This is a genomic window from Parabacteroides sp. AM08-6, assembly GCF_003473295.1.
Lineage (GTDB): Bacteria > Bacteroidota > Bacteroidia > Bacteroidales > Tannerellaceae > Parabacteroides.
The window spans coordinates 124,069-149,375 of sequence record NZ_QRMP01000004.1 but is presented as its reverse complement, the minus strand read 5'-3'; the positions used below and the strand labels follow the sequence as shown (position 1 = coordinate 149,375).

General features: G+C 40.4%; 22 protein-coding genes and 1 pseudogene. 9 read left to right on the top strand and 14 right to left on the bottom strand.

Annotated elements, in window-relative coordinates:
- Positions 1-92: 92 nt before the first annotated feature.
- The 3 genes from DW103_RS05310 to DW103_RS05300 all read left to right on the top strand — a co-directional run bounded on the left by DW103_RS05310 (position 93) and on the right by DW103_RS05300 (position 4,656).
- Positions 93-1,901, top strand: a complete 1,809-nt coding sequence (locus DW103_RS05310; protein WP_122274630.1) for an alpha-1,3-galactosidase B — start codon at positions 93-95, stop codon at positions 1,899-1,901.
- Between the two features lie 89 nt (positions 1,902-1,990).
- Complete coding sequence (locus DW103_RS05305) at positions 1,991-3,862, top strand: GH116 family glycosyl hydrolase (RefSeq protein WP_122274629.1); 1,872 nt, start codon at positions 1,991-1,993, stop codon at positions 3,860-3,862.
- Positions 3,859-4,656, top strand: a complete 798-nt coding sequence (locus tag DW103_RS05300) for a phosphatase PAP2 family protein (protein ID WP_122274628.1) — start codon at positions 3,859-3,861, stop codon at positions 4,654-4,656. Before DW103_RS05305 ends, DW103_RS05300 begins: the two co-directional genes overlap by 4 nt.
- A 73-nt stretch (positions 4,657-4,729) precedes the next feature.
- On the opposite strand, the gene DW103_RS05295 is transcribed toward DW103_RS05300, so the two are convergent.
- The 12 genes and pseudogenes from DW103_RS05295 to DW103_RS05240 all read right to left on the bottom strand — a co-directional run bounded on the left by DW103_RS05295 (position 4,730) and on the right by DW103_RS05240 (position 17,788).
- A complete protein-coding gene (locus tag DW103_RS05295) occupies positions 4,730-6,268 on the bottom strand; it encodes a YifB family Mg chelatase-like AAA ATPase (RefSeq protein WP_122274627.1) in 1,539 nt (512 codons plus the stop codon).
- A 60-nt stretch (positions 6,269-6,328) separates the two neighbouring features.
- Positions 6,329-7,438, bottom strand: a complete 1,110-nt coding sequence (locus DW103_RS05290) for a TlpA disulfide reductase family protein (protein WP_122274626.1) — start codon at positions 7,436-7,438, stop codon at positions 6,329-6,331.
- A gap of 147 nt (positions 7,439-7,585) precedes the next feature.
- Positions 7,586-9,193 carry a phosphoenolpyruvate carboxykinase (ATP) gene (gene pckA, locus DW103_RS05285; protein ID WP_122274625.1) on the bottom strand — a complete coding sequence of 536 codons (1,608 nt, stop codon included), beginning with the start codon at positions 9,191-9,193 and terminating at the stop codon, positions 7,586-7,588.
- Between the two features lie 235 nt (positions 9,194-9,428).
- Positions 9,429-9,590: pseudogene (locus tag DW103_RS18395) on the bottom strand (HepT-like ribonuclease domain-containing protein); the annotation flags it as partial.
- A 235-nt stretch (positions 9,591-9,825) separates the two neighbouring features.
- On the bottom strand, positions 9,826-10,119 hold the full coding sequence (locus DW103_RS05275) for a nucleotidyltransferase family protein (protein ID WP_199652970.1): 294 nt from the start codon (positions 10,117-10,119) through the stop codon (positions 9,826-9,828).
- A 109-nt stretch (positions 10,120-10,228) separates the two neighbouring features.
- Positions 10,229-11,245 carry a 2-oxoacid:ferredoxin oxidoreductase subunit beta gene (locus DW103_RS05270; RefSeq protein WP_122274623.1) on the bottom strand — a complete coding sequence of 339 codons (1,017 nt, stop codon included), beginning with the start codon at positions 11,243-11,245 and terminating at the stop codon, positions 10,229-10,231.
- 2 nt (positions 11,246-11,247) lie between these two features.
- Positions 11,248-13,104 (bottom strand): 2-oxoacid:acceptor oxidoreductase subunit alpha, encoded by a 1,857-nt coding sequence (locus tag DW103_RS05265; protein ID WP_122274622.1) that lies wholly within the window; start codon positions 13,102-13,104, stop codon positions 11,248-11,250.
- Between the two features lie 86 nt (positions 13,105-13,190).
- Positions 13,191-14,402 (bottom strand): alanine dehydrogenase, encoded by a 1,212-nt coding sequence (locus DW103_RS05260; protein ID WP_122274621.1) that lies wholly within the window; start codon positions 14,400-14,402, stop codon positions 13,191-13,193.
- 56 nt (positions 14,403-14,458) lie between these two features.
- Positions 14,459-14,980, bottom strand: coding sequence for a shikimate kinase (locus tag DW103_RS05255; protein ID WP_122274620.1), 522 nt, complete (start codon positions 14,978-14,980; stop codon positions 14,459-14,461).
- Between the two features lie 193 nt (positions 14,981-15,173).
- Positions 15,174-16,085 carry a DUF1573 domain-containing protein gene (locus DW103_RS05250; protein WP_122274619.1) on the bottom strand — a complete coding sequence of 304 codons (912 nt, stop codon included), beginning with the start codon at positions 16,083-16,085 and terminating at the stop codon, positions 15,174-15,176.
- Positions 16,086-16,089: 4 nt separating this feature from the next.
- A complete protein-coding gene (locus tag DW103_RS05245; protein WP_158576672.1) occupies positions 16,090-17,214 on the bottom strand; it encodes a 6-bladed beta-propeller in 1,125 nt (374 codons plus the stop codon).
- Between the two features lie 184 nt (positions 17,215-17,398).
- The gene (locus tag DW103_RS05240) at positions 17,399-17,788 is read right to left on the bottom strand and encodes a hypothetical protein (RefSeq protein WP_122274617.1); all 390 of its coding nucleotides are present in this window, start codon (positions 17,786-17,788) and stop codon (positions 17,399-17,401) included.
- A gap of 1,807 nt (positions 17,789-19,595) precedes the next feature.
- On the opposite strand from DW103_RS05240, the gene DW103_RS18620 reads away from it, so the two are divergent.
- From DW103_RS18620 to DW103_RS05210, 6 genes are all read left to right on the top strand, one after another.
- On the top strand, positions 19,596-19,793 hold the full coding sequence (locus DW103_RS18620) for a hypothetical protein (RefSeq protein ID WP_370453460.1): 198 nt from the start codon (positions 19,596-19,598) through the stop codon (positions 19,791-19,793).
- Between the two features lie 88 nt (positions 19,794-19,881).
- On the top strand, positions 19,882-20,520 hold the full coding sequence (locus DW103_RS05230; RefSeq protein WP_122274615.1) for a viroplasmin family protein: 639 nt from the start codon (positions 19,882-19,884) through the stop codon (positions 20,518-20,520).
- 195 nt (positions 20,521-20,715) lie between these two features.
- A complete protein-coding gene (locus DW103_RS18390; protein WP_233545612.1) occupies positions 20,716-20,988 on the top strand; it encodes a prevent-host-death protein in 273 nt (90 codons plus the stop codon).
- Positions 20,988-21,266, top strand: a complete 279-nt coding sequence (locus DW103_RS05220; protein ID WP_122274614.1) for a Txe/YoeB family addiction module toxin — start codon at positions 20,988-20,990, stop codon at positions 21,264-21,266. Before DW103_RS18390 ends, DW103_RS05220 begins: the two co-directional genes overlap by 1 nt.
- A 98-nt stretch (positions 21,267-21,364) precedes the next feature.
- Positions 21,365-22,261, top strand: coding sequence for a glycosyltransferase family 2 protein (locus tag DW103_RS05215; RefSeq protein WP_122274613.1), 897 nt, complete (start codon positions 21,365-21,367; stop codon positions 22,259-22,261).
- A 19-nt stretch (positions 22,262-22,280) separates the two neighbouring features.
- Positions 22,281-23,264, top strand: coding sequence for a glycosyltransferase family 4 protein (locus tag DW103_RS05210; RefSeq protein ID WP_122274612.1), 984 nt, complete (start codon positions 22,281-22,283; stop codon positions 23,262-23,264).
- Here DW103_RS05210 and DW103_RS05205 read toward each other — a convergent pair.
- Together DW103_RS05205 and DW103_RS05200 are read right to left on the bottom strand one after the other, a co-directional pair.
- The gene (locus tag DW103_RS05205; protein WP_122274611.1) at positions 23,242-24,009 is read right to left on the bottom strand and encodes a lipopolysaccharide kinase InaA family protein; all 768 of its coding nucleotides are present in this window, start codon (positions 24,007-24,009) and stop codon (positions 23,242-23,244) included. The two genes, DW103_RS05210 and DW103_RS05205, sit on opposite strands and share 23 nt — an antisense overlap.
- 5 nt (positions 24,010-24,014) lie before the next feature.
- A complete protein-coding gene (locus tag DW103_RS05200) occupies positions 24,015-25,304 on the bottom strand; it encodes a nucleotide sugar dehydrogenase (RefSeq protein WP_122274610.1) in 1,290 nt (429 codons plus the stop codon).
- Between the last annotated feature and the right edge of the window lie 3 nt (positions 25,305-25,307).

Genomic DNA, 25,307 nt, shown 5'->3' with positions numbered 1-25,307 from the left:
TTCGTTTCTGTCGATTTTAAAATAGTAATTTATGTTTGTTTTTTGTTACTTTGTAGGCTAATTGATGTAATAATCAGTAAAACGTATATTGTATGAAAATAAACATCTTCTTCTCATTTTTGTTAACTGTTCTATTCTCCGCTTGTACTGAACAATCTTATAATTTGGCGGATTATGGCTTGAAGCCGGATACAAAAGAAAATGCTTCCCCTTTAATAGCGAAAGCTTTGCAGGACATCGTTGCTTCTGATAAATCGAACTCCATTGTAATTGTTTTGCCGAAAGGACGTTATGATTTTTATCCGGAAGGTGCATCTGAGCGCGAATATTTTATATCCAATCATGATCAGGATAATCCTAAATATGTAGGGTTGCCTTTCGAGTCGATGAAGAATGTAATATTCGACGGGCAGGGTTCTGAACTGATATTTCACGGACGAATGCTCCCTGTTTCTTTGGTTCATTCAGAAAATTGCACCTTGAGGAATTTTAGTATTGACTTTGAGAATCCGCATATCAGCCAGGTGAAAGTCTTGGAAAACGATACGGTGAATGGTATGATAACATACGAAGTCGCCCCTTGGGTACAGTATGAAATTCGCGACAGTGCCTTTGTGGCAAAAGGTGAGGGCTGGGAACATGTCTCCGGCTTCGGTATTGCTTTCGAGGGAGATACCAAACGATTGGTGTATACAACTAGCGATATAGCTGTCGGGAGCCGTAACGTGACTGAATTATCGCCCCGTAAGATTAAAGCTCCTTGGATGAATAAAAAACTAATTCCTGGAACAGTAGTTGCCATGCGTGGGTACGGACGTCCTACTCCGGGTATTTTTGTTTCTCACGATAAAAATACCCGATTGGAAAATATCCGGGTGCATTATGCCGAAGGTATGGGATTGCTGGCACAAATGAGTGAAAATATCACTTTGGATAAATTCTCTGTTTGCCTTCGTGGTAAGGAGGACCCCCGCTATTTTACTACGCAGGCGGATGCTACTCATTTCTCCGGTTGCAAAGGGAAGATTATTTCAGTGAACGGACTGTATGAAGGTATGATGGACGATGCCATTAATGTACATGGTACTTATCTGAAAGTAAAGGAACGGGTAGATGATAAGACCTTGATAGGTGAATATATGCATCCGCAAGCATACGGTTTCGATTGGGGGTATTCCGGCGATAGTGTCCAATATATCGATTCTAGGACAATGGAGCTGATAGGTACGCCTAACCGTATCGCTTCCATTCAGGCTGTTGACTGTCCAAGCCCTCATGGAGCCAAACTATTCAGAATTACTTTCGAAAAGCCCGTGGACCCTGTTATTAGCGAAACCGGCACTTTTGGTATCGAGAACCTCGAATGGACACCTGAAGTTTATTTCGCTGATAATATCGTCCGCAATAACCGTGCTCGTGGTTCCTTGTTCAGTACACCGAAAAAGACAGTAGTCGAAAAGAATATATTTGACCATACTTCGGGTACGGCTATTCTGCTGTGTGGTGATTGCAACGGTTGGTTCGAGACCGGTGCTTGCCGTGATGTGCTGATACGCGATAACAAGTTTATCAATTCCCTTACCAATATGTTTCAATTCACAAATGCTGTCATTTCCATTTATCCCGAAATACCCGATTTGAAAGACCAGAAAAAATATTTCCATAGTGGTATTGTGATTGAGAATAACGAATTCGACACTTTCGACAGACCAATCGTGTATGCCAAGTCGGTAGACGGTCTGGTGTTTCGGAATAATATTATTCGGCAAAACCACGATTATCCGGCTTTCCATTGGAACAAATATCGTTTGTTTTTCCAGCGGGTGGTAGATATAAAGGTTGAGGATAATCAATTTGAAGGAGGTTTTGATGAGAGTGTAGATATGAGAATTGAAGAATAAAGGTTGACCTGTATGATTTGTTCAACAAGACAAAATGAATAATGGCGGGTGGTATTGTGATAGCGAGTAGTATTAATTAAGATGTAAATATGATGAGAATCTTCTTATTAATTACCTTTTGTCTTTTAATGAAGATAGAATGCCAGGCTGGTGTACCTGGTGAAAAAAAGATACCGGACGGTTATCCTGTTGCTAATTTTGCTCTGACAGTTAACGCCTCCGCTACAGGTGACTTGTATGGGGATATCATGCAAAATCCGGGGAAATTGGGCGATTGGTTGTCCGGCCGTGGAAACATTCTTTTTGGAGTAGAGAAGGATGGACGGAATCATCTTCTTTCCGGATTTGGGAAAAAGACTGTACAACGTCGATTTCCTTTTGTGAAGAATACTTACAGTGCTTCCCCATCAATAAATTCAACTCTTGTGGTAGAAACCTTCTGTCCGCTGGGCATTAACGACCCGGAGACTTCTTCGCTGCCTCTTTTGATGCTTGAAGTTACCTGTACAAACTCGACCTCGGCCGATGAAACATTTACACTGACCGCCCATCCGGATGAAGTGTTGACCGAAAACTGCCGAAAGGGGCTTTGTCGGATTGATGCTGATGTAGAAACTCGTTGGGTGGATGGTAACTGGCAGATTCCTGTCTCATTGAAAGCCGGAGAGAAGAAGCAACTCCGTATTCTGCTTGCTTTCTACGATTCGGAATGGGCGACAGCCAATCAGTTCCGCAATGTCGATGAGTTGTCTGTTTACGGTTTCTGTACCTGGTCCGTTCTAAAAGATAAAACTATTTGTTTTGAAGAGGCTATTCCGGTAATGGGCGATGAGGAACTCGATACCTATCTCCGCTGGTATATGATACCCGGTATATCTCTGACGAAACGAACCCGGAAGGGAGATGTCCTGACGATGGGGTATTGTGAATTGAACCAGCGCGACAGTTATTGGACTTCATGGCTGCACCTTGTTCTCTTCAAAGATACCGAGCAACAGATGATAGAAGAAAGTATTCATTATCAACAACCTTCCGGCAAGATACCGACTACTATTCTGCCTCTGATTGAGCGTAATGATGATCTTGACATCAATGCCTTCTTTATTCTTCGCGCCACTCGTTTTTATCAATATTATCATAATCGTGACGGACTTGATGCTTGGTGGCCAGCTTTGAGGAAAGCGATGGATTGGCTTATCGGCCGGGACGATACGAATAGCGGTTTGCCGGCGCAGATTTCTTTCTGGGGCGATTGGAAAGATGTCAAAGGGGTGGAGGGACGTAAATATTCTCCTTTTTCTTGTTTGATTTACTTAGCTGCCCTTCGGCAAATGATTTATTTGAGTAAAGAGTGCGAAGACTCGGAAAGCCTTCGGAAATATGAGACTGCTTATCGGAAAGGATATGATTCCGTAAATAAACCTACCGGGAAAGGTGGCTTGTGGAACGGTGAATATTATTGCCAGATATGGCGGGACGGAACGGTAAACGATAAACTTTTGCAAGACCAGACTATCGGTATTCTTTTTGATGTCGTACCGGAAGACCGGGCGGAGAAAATAATTGAAGCTCTGAACAAGAAGAGTCTGACGAAATATGGTATCTGCGAGACTTCTCCTTATTATCCGGCTAGTTTCGGTTATGCACCGGCCACGTATCACAATGGGGCTGTCTGGCCTTGGGTGAGTTTTATGGATTGCTGGTCGCGCATTCGGATGGGACGTAGTGCGGAGGCAATTGATTTAATAAAACGGGTGGCACATGCTGATTTGGTTGATTCCGGTGATTGGTCGCCCAACGAGCATATAAATAGTTTGACAGGCGAAAACCTAGGTTTCCAATTACAGGGTTGGAATGCGGGCTTGTTCGGATTGGTTTGGTTTGGACTTGTTCATCCGGGGATACTACCGGATAATAGTAAAAAGGTGGGTGTGAATGGAACATATAAAAGGGATAAATGAAATATTTGATTTATATCCTGCTTGCTATCCTGCAATTAACGACTTTTCCCTTACGGGCACAAGAAACGATAGTTGTATCTGATACTTTGCGGCAAAAGATGCCTATTGTTCCCTATCGGTTTAAACCGACAAGTCTGATATTGCCGGCTTCGCTGATTGCTGTGGGGACTGTAGGAACAGCAGTTGACGGCTTGAATGATTTCCATCTCCTCAACCGGAAAGAGTCGGTTAAGAAAATCCATGTCGACAATTATATGGAATGGGGAATGCTGGGTTGGGTCTTCGTCTGTGACCTGATGGGGAAGGAGAAGCATAATTGGGCGGATCAACTTTGTCTGGTTGCGTTGGCCGAAGTTTTCAATGCTGGTATGACGCGTGCCGTGAAGTATGCTGTGGATGAGCCTCGTCCGGATGGAGGGCGCCATTCATTTCCTTCCGGGCATACTTCAAATGCTTTTTTGGGAGCGCATATTGCCTATAAAGAGTTTAAGGACAGTAGCCCGGTACTGGCTTATTCCGGTTATGCACTGGCTTTGTTTGTTGCGGGTTCGAGGGTCTATAATAATCGACATTGGGTAGCGGATGTTGTGGCTGGAGCGGGGTTCGGTATTCTTTCTGCCGAATTATCTTATCTGGCTTATTTTCCGATACGTAATGCTATTGCGCAGAAAATTAATAGGAGAAATAATAGGAAAGTTAATGGGGGAAGCAATCAGGGAGACAATTATCGCCTGATGGTTGCTCCTACTTTCAATCAACAAGGGGGAGGAGTTTACTTCTCGTTGAGTTTTTAATCTCTGAGTTTCTTCGGTCTTTAATTTTTTGATGATTAATAGCATAAGGCTTATCCGTTGTTTGTAGACGATGTTATATCCCCCAGTTTTCCCTATCCAGATTCCTATAATTAATTGCTTCGGCCAGATGTTTAGCTTCAATATTAGGAGAGGCATCCAAATCAGCAATGGTGCGAGCAACTTTAAGGATACGGTCATAAGCACGGGCCGATAAGCTCAGTCGTTGCATGGCTGTTTTCAGGAGGGCAAGACCAGCTGTATCGGGGACTGCAAATTTGTGCAGTAATTTAGTACTCATTTGGGAATTACTGTAGATACCTTCGTAGGCTGCAAAACGCTTCTGTTGTATCGTGCGAGCTTTTACTACACGTTCACGGATAGAGGCACTGGACTCTGAGGGTTCTTGATTGGAAATCTTTTCGAAAGGAACAGGTATTACCTCGATTTGTATATCGATACGGTCCAATAACGGTCCGGATACGCGGTTCATATATTTTTGAACGGCTCCCGGCGTACAAAGACAAGGACGTTCGGGATGATTATAATAGCCGCATGGACAGGGGTTCATAGAAGCAACCAACATAAAGTTGGCCGGATAATCTACCGAAAAACGAGCACGTGATATCGTAATTATTCTATCTTCTAAAGGTTGGCGCATTACTTCCAATACATTCCGGTTGAATTCCGGCAATTCATCCAGAAAAAGGACTCCATTGTGAGCCAAGCTTATTTCACCCGGTTGTGGAAAAGTTCCGCCACCTACCATGGCCACATTCGATATGGTGTGATGTGGGGAACGGAAAGGCCGTTGAATTACTAAAGATGTATCAATACCAATCTTTCCGGCGACGGAATGGATTTTGGTTGTTTCGAGCGACTCTTGTAAAGTAAAGGGGGGCAGGATGGATGGGAGGCGTTTGGCAAGCATCGATTTTCCGCTTCCGGGAGGACCTATTAATATAAGGTTGTGGCTACCGGCTGCAGCAACCTCCATCGCTCGTTTTACATTCTCTTGTCCGCGAACGTCTGAGAAGTCAGCTTCAAATAAATGTTGACGGGAATAAAACTCTTCTTGAGTATTCACGACTGTCGGTTGTAAATTCCGTTTTCCGCTAATAAATTCAATCACTTCCTTTATATTAGCGACTCCGTATACCTCCAGATTATTGACAACAGCTGCTTCCTTAGCATTCTGTTGAGGTACGATAAGTCCTTTAAATCCTTCTTCCCGTGCTTGTATGGCGATAGGGAGTGCTCCTTTAACCGGTTTCAGACTTCCATCGAGCGACAGTTCTCCCATCATTATAAATTGACTTAGCCTTGATGCATCCAGTTCTTCAGCTGCCGCCAGTATCCCGATGGCCATAGGGAGGTCGTATGAAGAGCCTTCTTTCCGGATATCTGCGGGGGCCATATTAATGATAATACGATTGCGTGGAAATTTATAACCGGATACCTGAAGAGCGGAAACAATGCGTTCGTGGCTTTCGCGTACAGCATTATCAGGCAAGCCTACTAAAAAAAATTGAATACCTTTGGTACAATTCACTTCAATTGTTACAATCGTTGCAGTAATGCCTTGCACAGCGGCAGCATAAGATTTTACAAGCATAGTTAAGTTTTTTAGTCGATTTATATGTTTATTTATTCATTCATAGCTGATTTTCTATCTTCAGTCTTCTAAAAGATTTTCCAGTGTTTGTTTTATTTCGATACCGTTATCTGTTTTCAGGATGATTATTCCTTTTTCATCAATCAGGAAACAGCGGGGTAAAGCACTTACATTATATAAGTTAAGCAGCGATGTAGACTGCCCGGCTGAGTCTGCTACCAGATTCCAGTTAATGCTGTCTTTTTCCAGTATTTTACGAACTCCGACAGTGTTGTCATCCAAACTGATTAAAAGCATGTCCAGTTTATCTTTTGGATATTTGGTTGCAATTTCGTCCAGATATAAATTTTCCGTCTGGCACATATCACACCATGGTGCAGTGAAAGTGAGCAGTAAATATTTTTTAGGAAAAGAGTCTAAGCTAACCGGTTCCCCGTATACATTCCTAACATTAAAATTGGGAGCTTCGGCCCCTAAAGCCGTCTGTTTAGCTCTGGCACTGTATTCTTCCAGATTACGTACCAGATAAGAGTCTTTCAGTTTTGGACTCAAAACAGCCAGTAGTTCATCCATTTTACGGGTGTCATCAGGATTTGCAAAATAACGTTCTATCAGCACAGCTGAAGCTTCCTCTTCCGGATATTTTTTAATCAATACTGCGACCTCTTCGCTCACCAAATGATTGACATTTGCCAAACGGGATGCTACATCCGTGTCTTCAATTGTTTGATTTTGTTTGTCTTTATGTTCTTTTCTCAGAATGCTTATCAAATCTGCCTGTTCTTTCAATAAAGGAGCTAACTCTTTCTTGATTGCGGTAAGCCGATCGTTAATTTTCCCTCCTTTCACTTGCAAAAGAGCCGGATAGGTTACGTCTCCGCTGATTGTAATCTTTTTGCCTTTTTCCAAAAATACATTGACCCAGCGTTCTTTGTTTTCAAAAAATAGCGTTGCATCTTTGAAATCCCCAAGCCTACGTTCGATAAGGAACTGCCCGGGTTTTTCACAGGTAATTGTATCGACGATTTTTATTTCATCGTTTTCAAAAACTGCATATATAGTCTGATCCTCCAGATTTTTCAGTTTGCCTTCTATCCGGTATGCAATATCTCCGCCACACGACGACAAAGACACTATAATCCCACAGATCAGTAATAAACGTTTAATCATTATACCTTACATCCCACATTAAAAGATAATTTGGGGTAAAGATAGGAATAGATTTTAAAACATCCTAACAATTGTGCTAAAATTAATGTATATATACAAAAAAAGTGCAGGGCTTTCGCTCTGCACTTTCTATAAATGATGTATTGATTACAATTTCGGACCTGCAACAACCAGCTTCTTACCAGCTTCGTTACCAGTGAACTTAGCAAAGTTCTTGATGAAACGGCCAGCCAAATCTTTAGCTTTTTCGTCCCATTGAGCAGCGTCAGCATAAGTATCACGCGGATCAAGGATTTTCGGATCAACACCCGGCAATTCTGTCGGTACAACGAAATCGAAGTACGGGATAACTTTTGTCGGAGCTTTGTCGATAGAACCGTCCAGGATAGCATCGATGATACCACGGGTATCGCGGATAGAGATACGTTTGCCAGAACCATTCCAACCAGTGTTAACCAAATAAGCCTTAGCACCGGTCTTTTCCATCTTCTTAACCAGTTCTTCAGCATATTTTGTCGGGTGCAATGACAAGAAAGCAGCACCGAAACAAGCTGAGAATGTAGGAGTCGGTTCAGTAATACCGCGTTCTGTACCAGCCAATTTAGCTGTGAAACCGGACAAGAAGTAGTATTGAGCCTGTTCTGCGTTCAGGATAGATACCGGAGGCAATACGCCAAATGCATCGGCAGACAGGAAGATAACCTGTTGTGCGTGCGGACCCTTGGAAATCGGTTTAACGATATTTTCAATGTGATAGATAGGATAAGAAACACGCGTGTTTTCTGTTACGCTCTTGTCTGCGAAGTCGATTTTGCCGTCAGCAGCAACTGTTACATTTTCCAAAAGAGCATCACGTTTGATAGCAGCGTAGATATCCGGTTCGCTTTCTTTATCCAAGTTGATAACTTTAGCGTAGCAACCACCTTCGTAGTTGAATACACCTTCGTCATCCCATCCGTGTTCGTCATCACCGATCAACTTACGTTTCGGGTCTGTAGACAAAGTAGTCTTACCTGTACCGGACAAACCGAAGAAGATAGCAGAGCTTGTACCTTCCATGTTTGTGTTGGCAGAACAGTGCATAGAAGCGATACCGCGAAGCGGGTTCAGGTAGTTCATGATAGAGAAAATACCTTTTTTCATTTCACCACCGTACCAAGTGTTCAGGATAACCTGTTCTTTAGTCTTCAGGTTGAATACTGTGGCAGTTTCAGAGTTCAGGCCCAGTTCTTTATAGTTGTCGACTTTTGCCTTAGCAGCGTTGAAAGAAACGAAATCAGGTTCTCCGTAGTTTGCTAGTTCTTCAGCTGTCGGACGAATAAACATATTCGTTACGAAGTGTGCTTGCCATGCTACTTCCATGATGAAACGTACTTTCAGACGAGTAGCTTCGTTAGCACCACAGAAAGTATCGACAACAAACAAACGTTTGCCTGACAATTCTTTTACTGCTTTAGCTTTCAAATCAGCCCAAGCTTCTTCAGTACAAGGTTTATTGTCATTTTTATATTCTTCAGAAGTCCACCATACTGAATCTTCGCTAGCTTCGTTCTTTACGAAAAATTTATCTTTAGGAGAACGACCTGTATAAACACCTGTCATTACGTTTACAGCACCCAGTTCAGTTACCTGACCTTTTTCAAAGCCTTCCAAACCTGGTTTTGTTTCTTCTGCGAACAGAACATCATAAGACGGATTGTGAACGATTTCTTTTACGTCTTTAATTCCGTACTTGCTTAAATCTAATGTAGCCATCTTGTAATTAATTTAATTGATTGACTTTATATAACTTTTTCTCTCTCTTCTATATAAAACCACAAGGTAATTTGTTTTTTTATATACTTGCTGTTACCTTACCTTGTTAACCGGGTACAAAAGTAATATAAATTTTCATAGCACAATTCGAATTAAGGAAATTTTTCAGTAATAATTACACTTTTCCATGCTGTTAACATTAAACCCCGTCATTTTGCAATCTATAGTTTACAAATCAGGTGTTTTCTTGGAAAATAGCATCATGTTTACCTGCATTTAGATTGTCAGCAATACGATACAACACAGTTAATAAAGGGGATAGATTATGTTTGACTATATCCGTAATTATTTCCGGATCAAGGAGCAAATACTCATGGGAAATCAGATTGCGCATTGCAAAAACTTTACGCTAAGGAATGTCTGTGTAATATATCAATAGTCTATTTTTTGTTTCAACATCTATTTGTTTTAGAGTCTCACCAATTGTTTGTACTCTCATGCAGGTTGCATCAAACAAATCCACGCCGTCAGGGGAAAGCAAGAGATTTCCCAAGTCATTAACGGTCATTGTCCGTTCTATCGTCAATTCGACTCTTTGAATAACAAAGAGTAATTTATCAAGTATGCGACTTTTAGAAATAGATTGCATCTTGCTCTATATTATGCCGAAACAAAGCACGCATTGTTCCATGCAGCGTTATTAAATCGACTTTTCTTTTAAACAATTGCTCCAAATCTTCTTTTATGTCCAATAATGTATAATAGCTGGTTCGATGCAACTTTACAAACACATCGATATCGCTTTGCTCATTCTGTTCACCACGAGCAACACTGCCAAAAAGGCCAAGCGTCTCTATTCCGTACTTCTCTGCGGAACGAGCTTTATAGTCACGCAATATTTCAATGATTTCAGCTGTCGTTTTCATCATTATATCCTTTTGTTTCACAAAGATATGTATTTTATACAAAAAAGCTGCAAACAGCCGGATTATTTTCCGCCGTTTGCAGCTCCATATATCATATCCTGACAGGGGGTTACTTTACCTCCCAGATTTCCCCTTGCATCAGTAGGTCTTTCAGTTTGCGGGTCGGGTTTTTCGCCTGAACCTCTTCAATCTGCTGGTGGACTGCCTCATCATAGGTTACTCCTTCCACATCGCGGATGATTCCTAAGGCTACCGGCATATCTTCGCCCATCATGGCAAGCATCATATGCAGCGTATTGTCTTTCTCGTGGGCGTCGTGTACAAGTATGTCATCCAGCGTGTAACCGTCTTCTCCGATTGTTACGGCTTTCAGTTTCAGCCCTTCCAAAACGATGCCTTTTTCGTTGTTTTTACCGAATAGCATTTTTTCTCCATGACGGAGGAAGATGGTTTTGTCGGCACGGAACTCCTTGTCCACGATTTTTTTGTGAATCCCATCGTTGAAGATAACACAGTTTACTAATACTTCCGTTACAGACGCCCCTTTATGGCGGGCCGAAGCAGTCAATATTTCAGTTGTATTCTTCAAATCCACATCAATGGCACGGGCAAAGAAATTACCGCGTGAGCCTAAAGTTAATTCTGCCGGAATGAACGGGTCTTCCACGGTTCCGTAAGGTGAACTTTTAGAGACGAATCCACGGTCGGATGTCGGTGAATATTGACCTTTTGTCAGACCATAAATCTTATTGTTGAACAGTACGATATTCAGGTCTATGTTGCGGCGAACAGCATGGATGAAATGGTTACCGCCAATTGCCAGACAGTCACCGTCACCGGTAATCAGCCATACACTCAGGTCGGGACGGGCAGTTTTCACTCCTGTGGCGATAGCAGCACCACGTCCGTGAATAGTATGGAAACCGTACGTATTCATATAATAAGGTAAACGGGAAGAACACCCGATACCGGAAATCACGGCCATGTCATGAGGAGCCACCCCTACTTCGGCCATTGCTTTATGTAAACAGTTCAAAACGGCATGGTCTCCACATCCCGGACACCAACGTACATATTGATCGCTTTTATAATCTTTCGGTTGAAATTTTATTTCTTCAGTTGCCATTTTTAAGCCTCCATTATTTTAGTGAATTCCTCAACTAATCTTGCCACAACAAAAGGTTGACCCTTTACTCGATTGAAACGGTACGGATTGAATCCGGACACTTTACCGCGCAGGTAGTTTGCAAATTGACCGTTATTCTGTTCGGCAACGACTACTTTCTTATATTTACCCAGCACTTCGGCTGTATTTTTCGGAAGCGGATTAATGAACTTGAAATGAGCCAAAGCTACTTTCTTTCCCTGTTCCTGCATAGTTTCCATTGCTTCGTAAAGATGGCCGTAAGTACCGCCCCATCCGACAATCAGCAAGTCGGCATCTTTGTCTCCGATGACTTCCAGTTCAGGGATATAGTCCGCGATTTTGTCAATTTTGGCCTGACGGGTAGAAACCATTTTCTGGTGATTGACCGGATCGGTTGAAATTGCACTTGTCTCATAGTCTTTTTCCAGACCACCCAACCGGTGGGTGAAACCTTCCGTACCGGGAATTGCCCAGTAGCGAACCAGGCTTTCTTTATCGCGACGATAAGCTTTCCATACCTTTTCAGTATCTTGATAGTTGGATACGTAATTGGGGACGATTTCCGGATATTTGTCTAAGTCCGGCAATTTCCAAGCAGACGAACCGTTTGCGATAAATGCATCTGTCAGCAAGATGACCGGAGTCATGTGCTCAACAGACAGTTTGCCGGCCCAGTAAGCAGCATCGAAACAGTCGGTCGGCGTGGAAGCGGCAATCACAACCAGCGGGCTTTCTCCGTTACGTCCGTAAAGAGCCTGCATCAGGTCGGTTTGTTCACTTTTGGTCGGCATACCGGTAGAGGGGCCACCACGCTGTACATCTATAATAACCAGTGGCAATTCTGCAATAACAGCCAAGCCGATAGCTTCACTTTTCAGGGCCAGACCCGGTCCGGAAGTGGAAGTGGCAGCTAGACAACCGGCAAAACTTGCACCGATAGAGGTACAAATACCGGCTATTTCATCTTCCGCCTGAACGGTGATTACACCTAAATCTTTGCGTTTTGATAATTCATGTAAAATATCTGTAGCCGGAGTGATAGGATAGCTGCCCAGGAATAACTGTAAGCCTGCTTTTTCAGCAGCAGCAATCAAGCCGTATGAAGTGGCCTTATTCCCGTTTACGTCCGTATAATAACCCGGTTCTGCTTTCTTGCTTTCAATGCGGTAAGTGGAAACGGAAGCGTGAATGTTGTTCCCGTAGTTGTATCCGTCTGTCAGCGCCTTGATATTAGCTTGTGCGATAGCCGGTTTTTTTGCAAACTTATTCTGAAGCATGTGCATGGCTTCTTCGAGAGGCCGTTCAAACAACCAGCAAACCAGACCCAGTGCAAACATATTCTTGCAGCGCAGGGCTGACTTATTGTCCAGTCCAAACTCTGTCAACCCGTCTTTTACCATGCTTGAAATAGGTGCGGCAACAACTTGTACACTGCCCAGTCCCAATTCTTTAAATGGGTCGTCTGTTGTAAACAGGGCCTTATCCAAATCACTTTTCTGGAACGAATCAGTATCGATAACTACAATTGCGTTGGGTTTCAGGTGTTTTACATTTACTTTCAATGCGGCCGGGTTCATTGCTACCAATACGTCAGCCTTGTCACCGGGTGTAAAAATCTTACGAGAACCCAGATGAACCTGAAAACCTGATACACCACTAAGTGTTCCTTGAGGAGCACGTACTTCTGCCGGATAGTCGGGAAACGTCGAAATTTCATTCCCGAAGATAGCCGACAGATTTGAAAAGATTGTTCCGGTCAACTGCATACCATCACCGGAATCACCGGAGAAACGGATGACAACCTTTTCCAGAGTTGTTACTTTTGTTTGTTCTGCCATAATATAATTTGTTAGCGAATCGCTTATTTATTTTAAGATTTTCGCAAAGTAACACATAAACTTTGCGAGTTCAAAACTTTTAACGCTTAAAACGCAGAAAGGTATAAATCCAGATTATTGGATGATAGGTTGAATTGATTGGAAACGTAGCTGTTAACCGGTTTCCCACAATACATATATACCCCGCTTCGAAAACCGGAATCACTTTTCAGCATCCCCGGTACGGACCCGGCATCTCCCAACTGGAAAAGCATCGGTACGAAAATATTACTTAAGGCCATCGATGTTGTTCGGGCTACATAATTACTGATGTTTTGCCGGCAATAATGCAATACGCCGTATTGTTCGAAAATAGCCGGATCGGCCGGTTTGAGGCAACAGGTCGTTTCGAAGCATCCTCCTTGATTGATTCTCAAATCGATAACCAGCGCACCACGTTTCATGATGCGAATCATGTCTTCGGCTATGACATAACGCCGGCGAGTGTTGATATATCGCATGGCCCCGATTACTACATCGGCGCTACGGAAAGCGTTCTGAAGAACATTCGGGTGGAAGGTGGAAGTGAATAAGCCTTGTCCGAGCACCTGTTGGATAGTCCGCAACTTATTGATGTCGTCATCGAATACTTTCACGGATGCTCCCAGTGCCATAGCTGCCCGTGCGGCTACAGTTCCTGCGTTTCCGGCTCCGATAATCACGACTTCCGTCGGTGATACGCCCGGAATACCTCCCAGCAGGATACCTTTTCCTCCTTGTGTATTACTCAACATTTCGGATGCGATTGTAATGGATGCGGTCCCTTCTATTTCTGAAATGACATTCAACACCGGACAGCGGTGCATATCATCTGCCAGCAACTCATAGGCAAAGGCCGTTATGCGCTTGGCTACCATCAATTCGAATGCGTTTTGGGAAAAGAGGTTGAATTGTACGGTCGAAAAAACAGTGGAACGCGATTTCATCAAAGCCACTTCGGTTACCAATGGCGGTAATATCTTCAATATAATATCCGCTTGGAATACTTCGGCCGGAGTTTCAACAATTTCGGCTCCCGCTTCCGAATAATGATTGTCGGAATAGTTGATACCCAATCCGGCTCCACTTTCAACAAGGACATGATGCCCGCGGTCGGTCAGCATATCGACAGCTTCGGGGGTCAGTGCCAAACGGCGCTCTCCTTCAACCCGCTCACAGGGAATACCTATCAGTAGACGATTATTTACTTTACTGAGTTCTTTTAATAATTCCTGCGGGATGTAAGCTCCCTGAATTTGTTTGCCTCCTGTTGCTTCCATAACATATATATAATGTATATGATGACAGGCAATTACAAGAATTGCCCTTAACCGTGTTATAACAGCTTTGCTAATGCATTTGATATTTGATGTACATCCTGTTCGGTCAGCATAACTTCCGAGTCGAAGATGATTGAAGCTTTGTTGTAGAAAGGTTCTCTTTTTTTCAGATTTTCCGCAATAAAAGCTTTTAATTCTTCACCGGAACGGCCTTGCAGTACCGGACGCGTAGTTTTGCATATTTCCAATCGTTTGGATAGTTCGTCAACTGATACTTTCAGGTAAACGGTAGTCCCGGTCTCATTCATAAATTCCATATTGTCAAAAAAGCAAGGTGCGCCTCCTCCTGTGGAAACAAGCACATCCTCAAACATTGCCACTTCCCGAAGCATTCTACGCTCCATATCGCGAAAGGCATCCTCTCCTTTTTCGGCAAAAAGCTGACCGACGGTTTTATGGTAGCGACCTTCGATATAATGGTCCAAATCTATGAATGAGAGACCCAACTGTTTCGATAAATATTTTCCCACAGTGGTTTTTCCTGCTCCCATGTAACCAATCAGAAATATACGCTTCATATCAATATGATTGTTTCCTGCAAAAGTATACTTTTTCTGTCAACAACATCTGTAATCTGTTAGAAAAAAGTAAAAAGAGGCGATTGTATCCGGTGAAAACTTAGGATTCATCCTTCGAATTCAGTTTTGGAATAAATATAATCGAATTGGGTGCAGCACAATCATGTCAATCATGTGTTCTGTTGTACAATGTTCAGTTTGTAACATTCCCATAGATGGTAAATTGTATTATACCATTCTCTGTGTTAGTCGATACACTTATTCTTTTCGAAAAGGAACCGATTTTATAGGCTGCATATTTGACTTTGATGATTGTTTCCGTATTGGGAGCTACCGGTTTTCTTTCCCATTCTGTAATCGTACAATCACAAGAGGAATCTACTCTTTTTATAACAAGAGGTTCGTCCCCTATATTTTTGATAGAGAATTCCGTGAAGACCGTATCTCCCAATGAAATATTCCCGAAATCATGTTTCTTTTTTACTATATCAGCTTTCGTGTTATTAATAGATAATTCTTCTATGTTGATATTAAAAATATTGTTTTTGATAAAGTTGTAATACTCTTCTGATTGTTCAGGTATAAATATAATTGGAATATAAAGGTGTTTCAATGTATAGGTTGTATCTACTGTGAAAAAAGATATTTTTCCTCTTGATGCAATCTCTTGCAAAAAGCTCTTATCCGAACAATTATAAATAGGATACTTTATCTCTTTATCTTTAACCCATAGTCTTACATCTCTATTTTTCTCAAAAGAAGTGAGGATTATAGTGTTTCTTTGCATTTTTGTAGGCATTTTCATTAGCTTATTATACTCTTGTATAAAACAATCATTACAATAATTTTCTGGAACATAGAAAACAAATTGCGTATTTGACTTTATACGTTCTGAAAGGGAATTGTATGTGGAGTCTCTATATTTTTGAATGCTTGATGTATCAATATGTGTAGAGTTATTCTTGTAAATAAATTCAATATTTCTCCTGATAGAAAACATTTTATCAGTATTGATATTTCTTGTTTTCATATCTTTGTTTAGTATTATAAATACTATTGTAATAGCAACTGCAAATAGTATAATAAATACAGGTGTTTTTTTCATGTCTTTAAAAGTTTTTCAGTTTGTAAAGTGCAATGATAGGATTGTCCTCTTCTGTATAATTTTCTAAGATTTTTTTTACTTGTTCTTGTCTACTATTGATTTTTCCAGATGGTAATTGATAATCGGAAAATACATCATTTGGAATAGCTGTAATGAAAAAATCATCATAAGTGTTAGGGCAACTTAAGAAAAATAAATTATTATCCAAATAGTATGTGATTCTATTTAATATATTCCCGCTTTTTTTGTCGTAAAATCCAAACCATCCAAAAATATCATTGAAAAAATAAGTTTGGAAATATATGAAATTATCATTTTCTAAAACATTGTGAACTCCTGCATATGCTTTTTTCTTAAAATATTCTTGAAATTCTTCTTTACTTTGTTTTTCTAAAGCAGTATTAAAAGCAAATTTCCCCAAGTCAAATATGTATTTTTTCTTTAGCACATCGGTATCAATTTTATATACTGTATCTGTGTACATACTATAATAATGACTTTTACTGTTTGCGGTATAGAACCCTCCGTTACCAGGTGCTGGAACTTGTAAATTTCCGTAATTTTCGGAATTATATGGGAAATATTGTTTTTTTACTTTCATTAATGAATCTACTATGTATAAAGAAAACTCTTGATTGAAATATTGTTTATTATTTCTTTTATTAGCAAACAATGCATAACCTTTTTCCTCTGTAGGGTATAGGCCATCTATCCAAAAAGGTATTTTTTGTTTTTTTATGAAATTACCCTCTAAGTCATAACGTAATACCCAATAACCTGTTAAATCTGTTGCAATTAACTGATCGCTGTTTTTGTCTATAGAAAAGTAGTCTAATTGTATATATTCTTGAGGACCATTTCCTATACTATGTATTTTTGATACAAATTCTCCATTTAATGTGTAAATGAATATAGATGAAGTTTGAATGTCCATTATATATATATGATCTTTATGGATATCTATTTCTGCAATTTCTCCGATTAATGATTCGTCTGATAAATCTAATTTTATGTATTTTATGGAATCTATATATTCATTTAATGAAAAAGGTGAATATATAGAGTCCCCTTCATAAATTGGTGTTATTGTAACAATCTTATCTTCAGAAAGTATTATGTCCTCTTTCATATATGCTTTGTTACAAGATGTAATGGCGAATAATATTGGTATAAGAATATATATATATAATTTCATGATTATTGTTATTAAAGATTGTATTAGATATTATTATGAGATAAGATGTGTCAAAAGTTAAATAGTTACTTGGTTAATAAAACTATATGTGTAATCTTTTGACACATCCTTGTCATGATTAGTTAGAAGTTTCTGTAGGAACACAATCAGACTGACATGCTTCACAGTCATGCCATGTATTTCCACCTGTACAATGTTCTTTAATCCCGACATATTGATAGGTTATATCTCCTTTAATTGCAAAACCACACTTTTTAAAATTATGAAAAATTTCTATACACCCTTCAAGGTTTGCTGTGCCTTTCCATACGCCATTACACAGGACATTAGGCCTGCATTGTTTAATGTTAATGTTAGTTGCTGTTGTAGATGTAGTAGATGAGGATGTTCCTGCTGCAAACAGCTTGGTCGCTTTAATACTATAATCATTTAGAGAATGATTAAAGTTTAGTCCCATTGTTAATAGTAGGGTAAAAATACCTACTAATGTAAGTTTTGAATTTTTCATGTTGTTTTTTTTATTAATTGATAAATATTTGGAAAATGTTATAATGATATATGTTCGGACCGTATTTTTTCGGAATTCTTCCATGCTTTGCATCTTGAATAACTACTTGCTGATAACAAGACGATTATAATAGCTAATATTGATATTAGATATTTTTTGCTCATATTAGAGGTAAAGTATGATTTGCAAAAATAGAAAGCAAAAATAAAACAAAAGCCTAAAATGGGTATGTACATATACCGGTCTGCAACTATTGCATGCCTGGCTATTGGAACAATATGTGCTACTGTACTAATATGTATAAGAAATATAAGTAATCCGACTAAAATAGGCCAACGAATGATATATTTCCATAATGAAACAATGATGATAGAGGTGAATAAAGGATACAAGAGTAACCAGTATGGTAATGATTCACCTGTTTTAACCGGAAATGGGTATAAATAATTTAGATTGTACGGAAGTATGAATTTAGATAGGTACTCAATTATGGAGTAACAACAAAAAACAATGCGTTGCCATAATGGATAGAACTCTCTGTCGAAGTAATTATCACCTTCTGCCGTGTTTTGTACATTTACTGTTATATAGAAGAATATTATAGATATAAGTATTATGGGGATAACTTTTAAGTATTCTTTTTTCTCCTTTTTGATATCGTATCCTAGGAGCCAGGTGATGAATAATATCCATATTGGAAAAGTGATAGCTTGTTCTTTGGAACCAAATGATAAAATGAATAATATGATTGAGTAAATGTAGTATTTCCAGTGCTGTGTTGATAGAAAGATGCAATATGTATAGCTTGCTAATAAATAGAAAAAGGTATACAATACTACTTTTGAAGCACTAATCCATGCAACAGTTTCTACATTTAGAGGATGAATAGCGTATATAAGGGTTATTAGTAATATAATATACTTAGGTGAGTATTTCATCTTAAATTTGGGAGAATCGAATAATTTCGAAAAGACTAAATATACGAGCAGAACATTCAAACTATGTATAATTAAAGATGCCAGATGAAAATAGAAGGGGTCGTATTTGTTTATGCTATATAGTAATAAGTACATTATTTCATTGACCGGTGAATACTGGCCTCCGTATGATTGAGTTAAAATGTTGTGTAGGTTTTTAATATTGATGCCCCCTTCTGTATACTGGTTGAAGACCTGCCATTGATCATCCCAATAGTATAAAAAATCGTTCGATAGTATAGGAGAATAAATTAGGACTGTTAAAAGTACTATGAGAAATAGTGCTATATATGTACTATTATAATATGTATATTTAAGAGAGAGGTTTCTCATAACGTAGATTTAGTTTTGTCTATTTTTTACAAACATAATAAATGTTTTTGTGCAAAATACTTTTTTGCTATATTTTTATACTTTATTGGCTTTTGGTACTTTGATAAAAGAAGGGATGTCTTGTTTTTCCTATTTTTATGCTTCAAGAGTAAATGACAAAATGCTCATTGTTTTTGTATTTTGCAATCTGTTTGATACGTTAAAAAGGGTTACATGTGCGGGTAATTTATTTTACCCGCCATACTAATCCCATTTAGTCGCTGTAGTAGTGACATTTTGATAATTGTAAAAAAATAACAGCCCCCAATTTTTATGTATATCTTTACAAAGGTTTTTTTTGATGTAAAAAATAAATAGAACCTCAAAAAACGTGTTATCGGAAAGTTCTTATTTAGAGTATGTTTATATTTGTATATGGATAAGAGATGTTTTCATTGTCCATATTGAGGTTTAGGCTAATGTGATTTCTTGAATTTAATGCCTGTTCGGGTGAAAAAATATATAATGTCATTTTTTTAACGATTCTCCCTGTAGTAATACATAGTTGTTACGGAGTTGAAAACGAGTATGCACAATATGTAGACCCGTATATCGGAACTGAAGGAGACGGGAATGTTTTTCCCGGTGTGTGTACCCCTTGCAGAATGGTTAAGCTCGGACCTGCTCCTTCATCATGGGGAAAAAGTCCTATCTGAAATCAGGATAAATAATGCGAATAAAGTTTTTTTGATGTGGAATCGGGAGAGTTCGTTATCTTTGCTCCTGCAACAGAAAAGATATTGAATGGCTAAAAATAAATATTACGTAGTTTGGAAAGGCTTGAACCCAGGTATTTACGATAATTGGGCCGAGTGTAAGATGCAGGTGGAAGGGCAGGATGGTGCGAAATACAAATCCTTCGAAACCCGTGAAGAGGCGGTTGAGGCTTTTGATAAGGGATATGCGCAATATTTGAAATCGGCATCTTCTGCAAAAGCGGCTTCCACTCTTACTACGCCGAAAATACCGGTAGGGAAGCCTCTTAACGAGAGTCTGGCTGTGGATGCTGCTTGTAGCGGAAATCCGGGGGATATGGAATACCGGGGGGTTTATACGGCTACCGGTCAGGAGATTTTTCATATCGGACCGTTGAAAAAAGGGACCAACAATGTGGGGGAATTTCTGGCTTTAGTGCATGGTTTGGCTTTGCTTAAGCAGAAAGGAAGTAACTTGCCGATTTATTCGGACAGCCGGAATGCTATTGGCTGGGTGAAGAAGAAGAAATGCAAGACTTTGCTGGAACGACTCCCCGAAAATGAGCCGATTTTCGACCTGATTGAACGGGCTGAAAAATGGCTGAACACCAATACTTATACGACTACTATCCTAAAATGGGAAACATCGGAGTGGGGAGAAATACCAGCCGATTTCGGAAGGAAATAAAGAGCGGATGCGACAGGTGTAGAACATACTATATAAAAATCGAATGTTTTTATATAGTATGATTTTCAATATGATTTCATGAGTGAGTTTCGATTGCGTGTTAAATAATATTCTTGCTTTTGGAAATCACGAAAGTATGCTTTACCTTTGTGTGTGTAAAATGGTACATAATTGTGTACACAAAAATGCGATTATATGATAGTGATTACAACAAGAGAATTTAGGGAGAACCAAAAGAAGTTCTTTGACCTTGCTGAAGTGCAAAGGGTTATCATCAAGCGCAAAAATCAATTTTTGGAACTTGTGCCGAGAGGTGAATTTATCCCCGAAAGTGTAAGCCCCTCAAATGATGTCTATTTTGACGATCCCCGCAATATTGAGGATATTATAAAAGCAAGCGAACAAGCTCAAAATGGACAAACGGTGAAACTAACTGCCGACCTGCGCAAAGAACTGTTTGAAAAGTAATGAAGTACAAAATTGAGCTGACTGAAGATGCGTTAAAAGGCATCAAACAGCTAAAGAAAGCGGGAGAATTACAGGCGTTAAAGAAATTGAACTCTTTGCTTTCCGAATTGGAAGAACATCCTACCACCGGAACAGGAAAACCCGAACAGCTGCGGGGTAATCTCTCCGGCAAGTGGTCACGTAGGATAACGGACAAACATCGTCTAATTTACGAAATTCACGAAGATACCATAAAAGTTATAATTCTAAGGACATATGCGCACTATGACGATAGATAGGCACTTTCTGGTTGCAGATTTGTTAAACCCTTTGTTTATGACCACTTGCTCTCATTCTCATTTTTATCCTTATCTTTGCTCCTAAATAAAATAATCAGATGGTGCAGGACAAACAAATATTCTCTATCCTTATTCCTACTTGGAACAATTTGGATTATCTGAAATTATGTCTGAAAAGTATTCGTAAAAATTCAACGTTCAATCATCAGGTGCTTGTTTATGTGAATGAAAGTTCGGACGGGACGGCTGAGTGGCTGGAGGAACAGGGATACGAGTATATCAGCAATAAAGAGAATGTCGGTGTATGCCAGGCCTTGAATGCGTTGCGTACAAAGGTGACGACCGACTATATCTTGTACATGAATGACGATATGTATGTTTGCCCGGAATGGGACAAAGTGCTGTGGGAAGAGATACAGCGATTGCCGGATAATAAGTTTTTCTTGTCTGCTACCCTGATACAACCTCGTCCGTTTTTTTGCAAAAGTGTGATTGCTCCTGCCAACTTCGGAGAAAGTGTGGAATCGTTCAGAGAGCAGGATTTGCTGGAGAACTACCGCTCATTGCCTCACTACGATTGGTTCGGGTCTACTTGGCCACCCAATGTCGTACACAAGGAAATATGGGATTTGGTGGGGGGATACAGTCTCGAATTTTCACCGGGAATGTATAGTGATCCGGATTTTTCCGCCAAATTATGGATGGTTGGTATTCGTTTGTTTAAAGGCCTTTCGGATAGCAGAGTATATCATTTTGAGTCGGTATCGACCGGTCGGGTGAAGAAGAATAACGGTAGTCTTCAATTTTTGATGAAATGGGGTATTACTTCCGCCTCTTTCATGCGTAATGTGTTGAAAAGAGGGGAACCTTTCCGGGAAGATGAAATAGAAAAAGTGCACGAATTGGCGTTGCAAAAGGATATCACCCGTAGCCGCCTGAAAAAAATGCTTTCGATGTTTAAAAAGAGCGGGCAGGCTAAAATGCTATGGGAATAAATCAATAAAATCGGAGATTATGAATTTAGGAGTTATTTTACCTCATACCAAGTTATACGGGGGCGTAAAGCGTTTCCTCGAATTGGGGAATGTTTTTATTGAGCTGGGGCATCGTTTTACTGTATATACTGTAGAAGGAATTGCGCCGGACTGGTTTGATTTCAAAGGGGAAACCAAAACGTTCGATAAACTGAAAGAGGATGAGACAGACGCTTTATTCACTACCGAAACAAAGTTTATTGATGAATTGGTGAATGCCAATGCAAAACGCCGGATACTTTACCATGTGCGCATTACAGAAAACCTGCGTCCTTTCCTGAAACACAAAAATATTGAAATATTCGCTTGTTCTACCAATATTTATCTGCACGATAAAAAGAAATATGGCATTGAAGCTTTTAAAGCATTGGGAGGTGTAAATACTGCTAATTATCAGCCTAAAACAGACTATCTTGTAAAAGACCGTCCTTTTGTTGTGATGGCTTACGGTCGTTTGGTTGAACGGGTAAAAGGAACCAAATATGTAATCCGTGCTTGCGAAAAGCTATATAAAAAGGGATATAATATTCGTCTGCTGCTTTTTGATACGGCTGTCAATGAGAAGGCTCAGAGTCTGATAGACAATTTTGCGACAATCGTGCCATTCGATTTTGTACAGAATCATCCGTTTGACAAGAATAGCGAACTGTTTAACCGGGCGGATTTGTTTGTTGCAGCCGAACGGCATGCCGGTTGGTCGAATACGGTATGTGAGGCTATGTCGTGTGCCTTGCCCGTAATTGCAACCCGAGCCGGAACAAAAGATTTATTGATAGATGAAGAAACGGGCTTGTTGACTCGTCGTTTCACATTCCTGTTCCGCCGGAAAATCAAACGTATGATTGAGGATGAAGCTTTGCGGGAACGCTTAGGCCGCAATGCTCGCAGACATGTCGAACAGTTTGATTGGCATAATTTGGCGAGAAAGATACTGGTTCATTTTAATGAAACAACCGGCGCTTGATAGCCCGGCGGGTATTACGTATCCAGCTTTTCCGTTTTACAAGTTCATTATGCTTGCAGGTGAGTTTTGTTAATGTACGGGTCATTTGTTCCGGATTGCGATTGGTTAACCGGGCATATTCGGTAGCGATTACTTTTAGTTTTTCATCAGGAAGCTCCAGCATACATAGGTTTCTCAAGCCTTTGTCCGGTGAAACGGGTTTGAACTCAGTCCGGTTTAAGTCGACTAACCAGAAATTCCAATGGCCGTCTTTTTCTTTTCTCAACAAGGTATTACCGGGAGAATGGTCTGTGAAATAGACATTTTTCCGATGAAAATCGTATGTGAAACGGGTAAAGGCTCTGTAAACATCGTCTTGTTCGACTTCCGGCAAAGTGGCAATTCCCCGGAAAGTAAAGTCGCAGGTTTGCCATAAGGAAATATAATAACTGCGGGTCACGCCGATTTTGTCGCAAAATACGATATATGCTACCGGTTCGGGAGTGCCGATTCCCAGCTCCATAAAACGGGTTGCGTAAAGAAAGGAGCGTTCGGCTTTTGATTTGCGGAAATAGGTGTAAGCAATCTTATTTACCGGATGAGGCACCTTAAATGATTTTACACAAAACTGCAACCCTTCGTGTTCAAAAACCTTCAGGGTATTGCGGCCGGAATAAATCACTTTACCTTCCCGGTCAAAACGGTCGGGAAGGGATAAAAGATAATCTTTCAGATACAGATATTTGGAGGTAATCTTGTACTGCATATATTTTACAGGCGGGCATCTACCCAAGCCGGGTTTAGACAACCTTTCACATCATAAATAACATGTTTTTCCTTTGCCAGGGAACGAATGTCGAATTTCGCAAATTCTTGGTGGGCGACAGCCAGAATGATTGAATCGAACGTTTCTTCCGGACATTCATGGGTCAGTTCCAGGCCATATTCTTTCCGGACATCTTCCGGTTTAGCCCAAGGGTCATAAATTGTCACTTGGATACCGTAATCCTCCAAAGCTGTTACTACATTGTAGACTTTGGTGTTCCGTACGTCCGGGCAATTCTCCTTGAAAGTAAAGCCCATGACTAAGACTTTGGCATTGCGTACCGGAATGTCTTTCTTTATCATACATTTAACGACCCGGTTGGCGATGTATTCGCCCATTGTGTCATTAATACGGCGGCCGGCAAGGATTACTTCCGGATGATAGCCCCTGTCTTGTGCTATTTGTGCCAGATAATACGGGTCGACTCCGATACAATGTCCTCCAACCAGCCCCGGTTTGAAGGGTAAGAAGTTCCATTTGGTCGCAGCTGCCTCCAGTACTTCGAACGTATCGATTCCCAATACATTGAATATTTTCGATAGTTCGTTTACAAAAGCGATATTGATATCCCGCTGGGAATTTTCAATTACTTTGGCGGCTTCGGCAACCCGGATACCGGATGCCCGGAATGTCCCTGCTGTGATAACCGAACGATAGAGTGCGTCTACCTTCTCTCCTATTTCCGGTGTGGAACCGGAGGTTATCTTCTTTATCTTTTCAACGGTGTGTTCCTTGTCTCCCGGATTGATGCGCTCGGGGGAATAACCGGCAAAGAAATCTTGATTGAAAACAAGGCCGGATGTCTTTTCGATAACCGGAACGCATTCTTCTTCCGTGACACCGGGGTAAACTGTTGATTCGTAGATGACGATATCACCTTTTCCTATTACTTTTCCTACTGTCTCGCTGGCACGATATAGGGGGGTCAAATCGGGATTGTGATGTTTGTCAACCGGGGTTGGAACCGTTACGATATAATAGTTGCAACTGCGGATATCATTCAGATTGTCGGTACAATATAATCCTTTTTCCGTTTCACCGGGTACGTGCGGCAGCAATACCGAACCCAATACATCATCGGAAACTTCCAATGTCGCGTCGTGTCCGGACATCAGTTCGGCAATCCGGCTTTTTTTAACATCAAAACCGACTACCGGATAACGGGTTGCAAACAAACGGGCTAACGGTAAGCCGACATATCCCAGACCGACAACGGCCACTTTTATCTTTTCCATTCT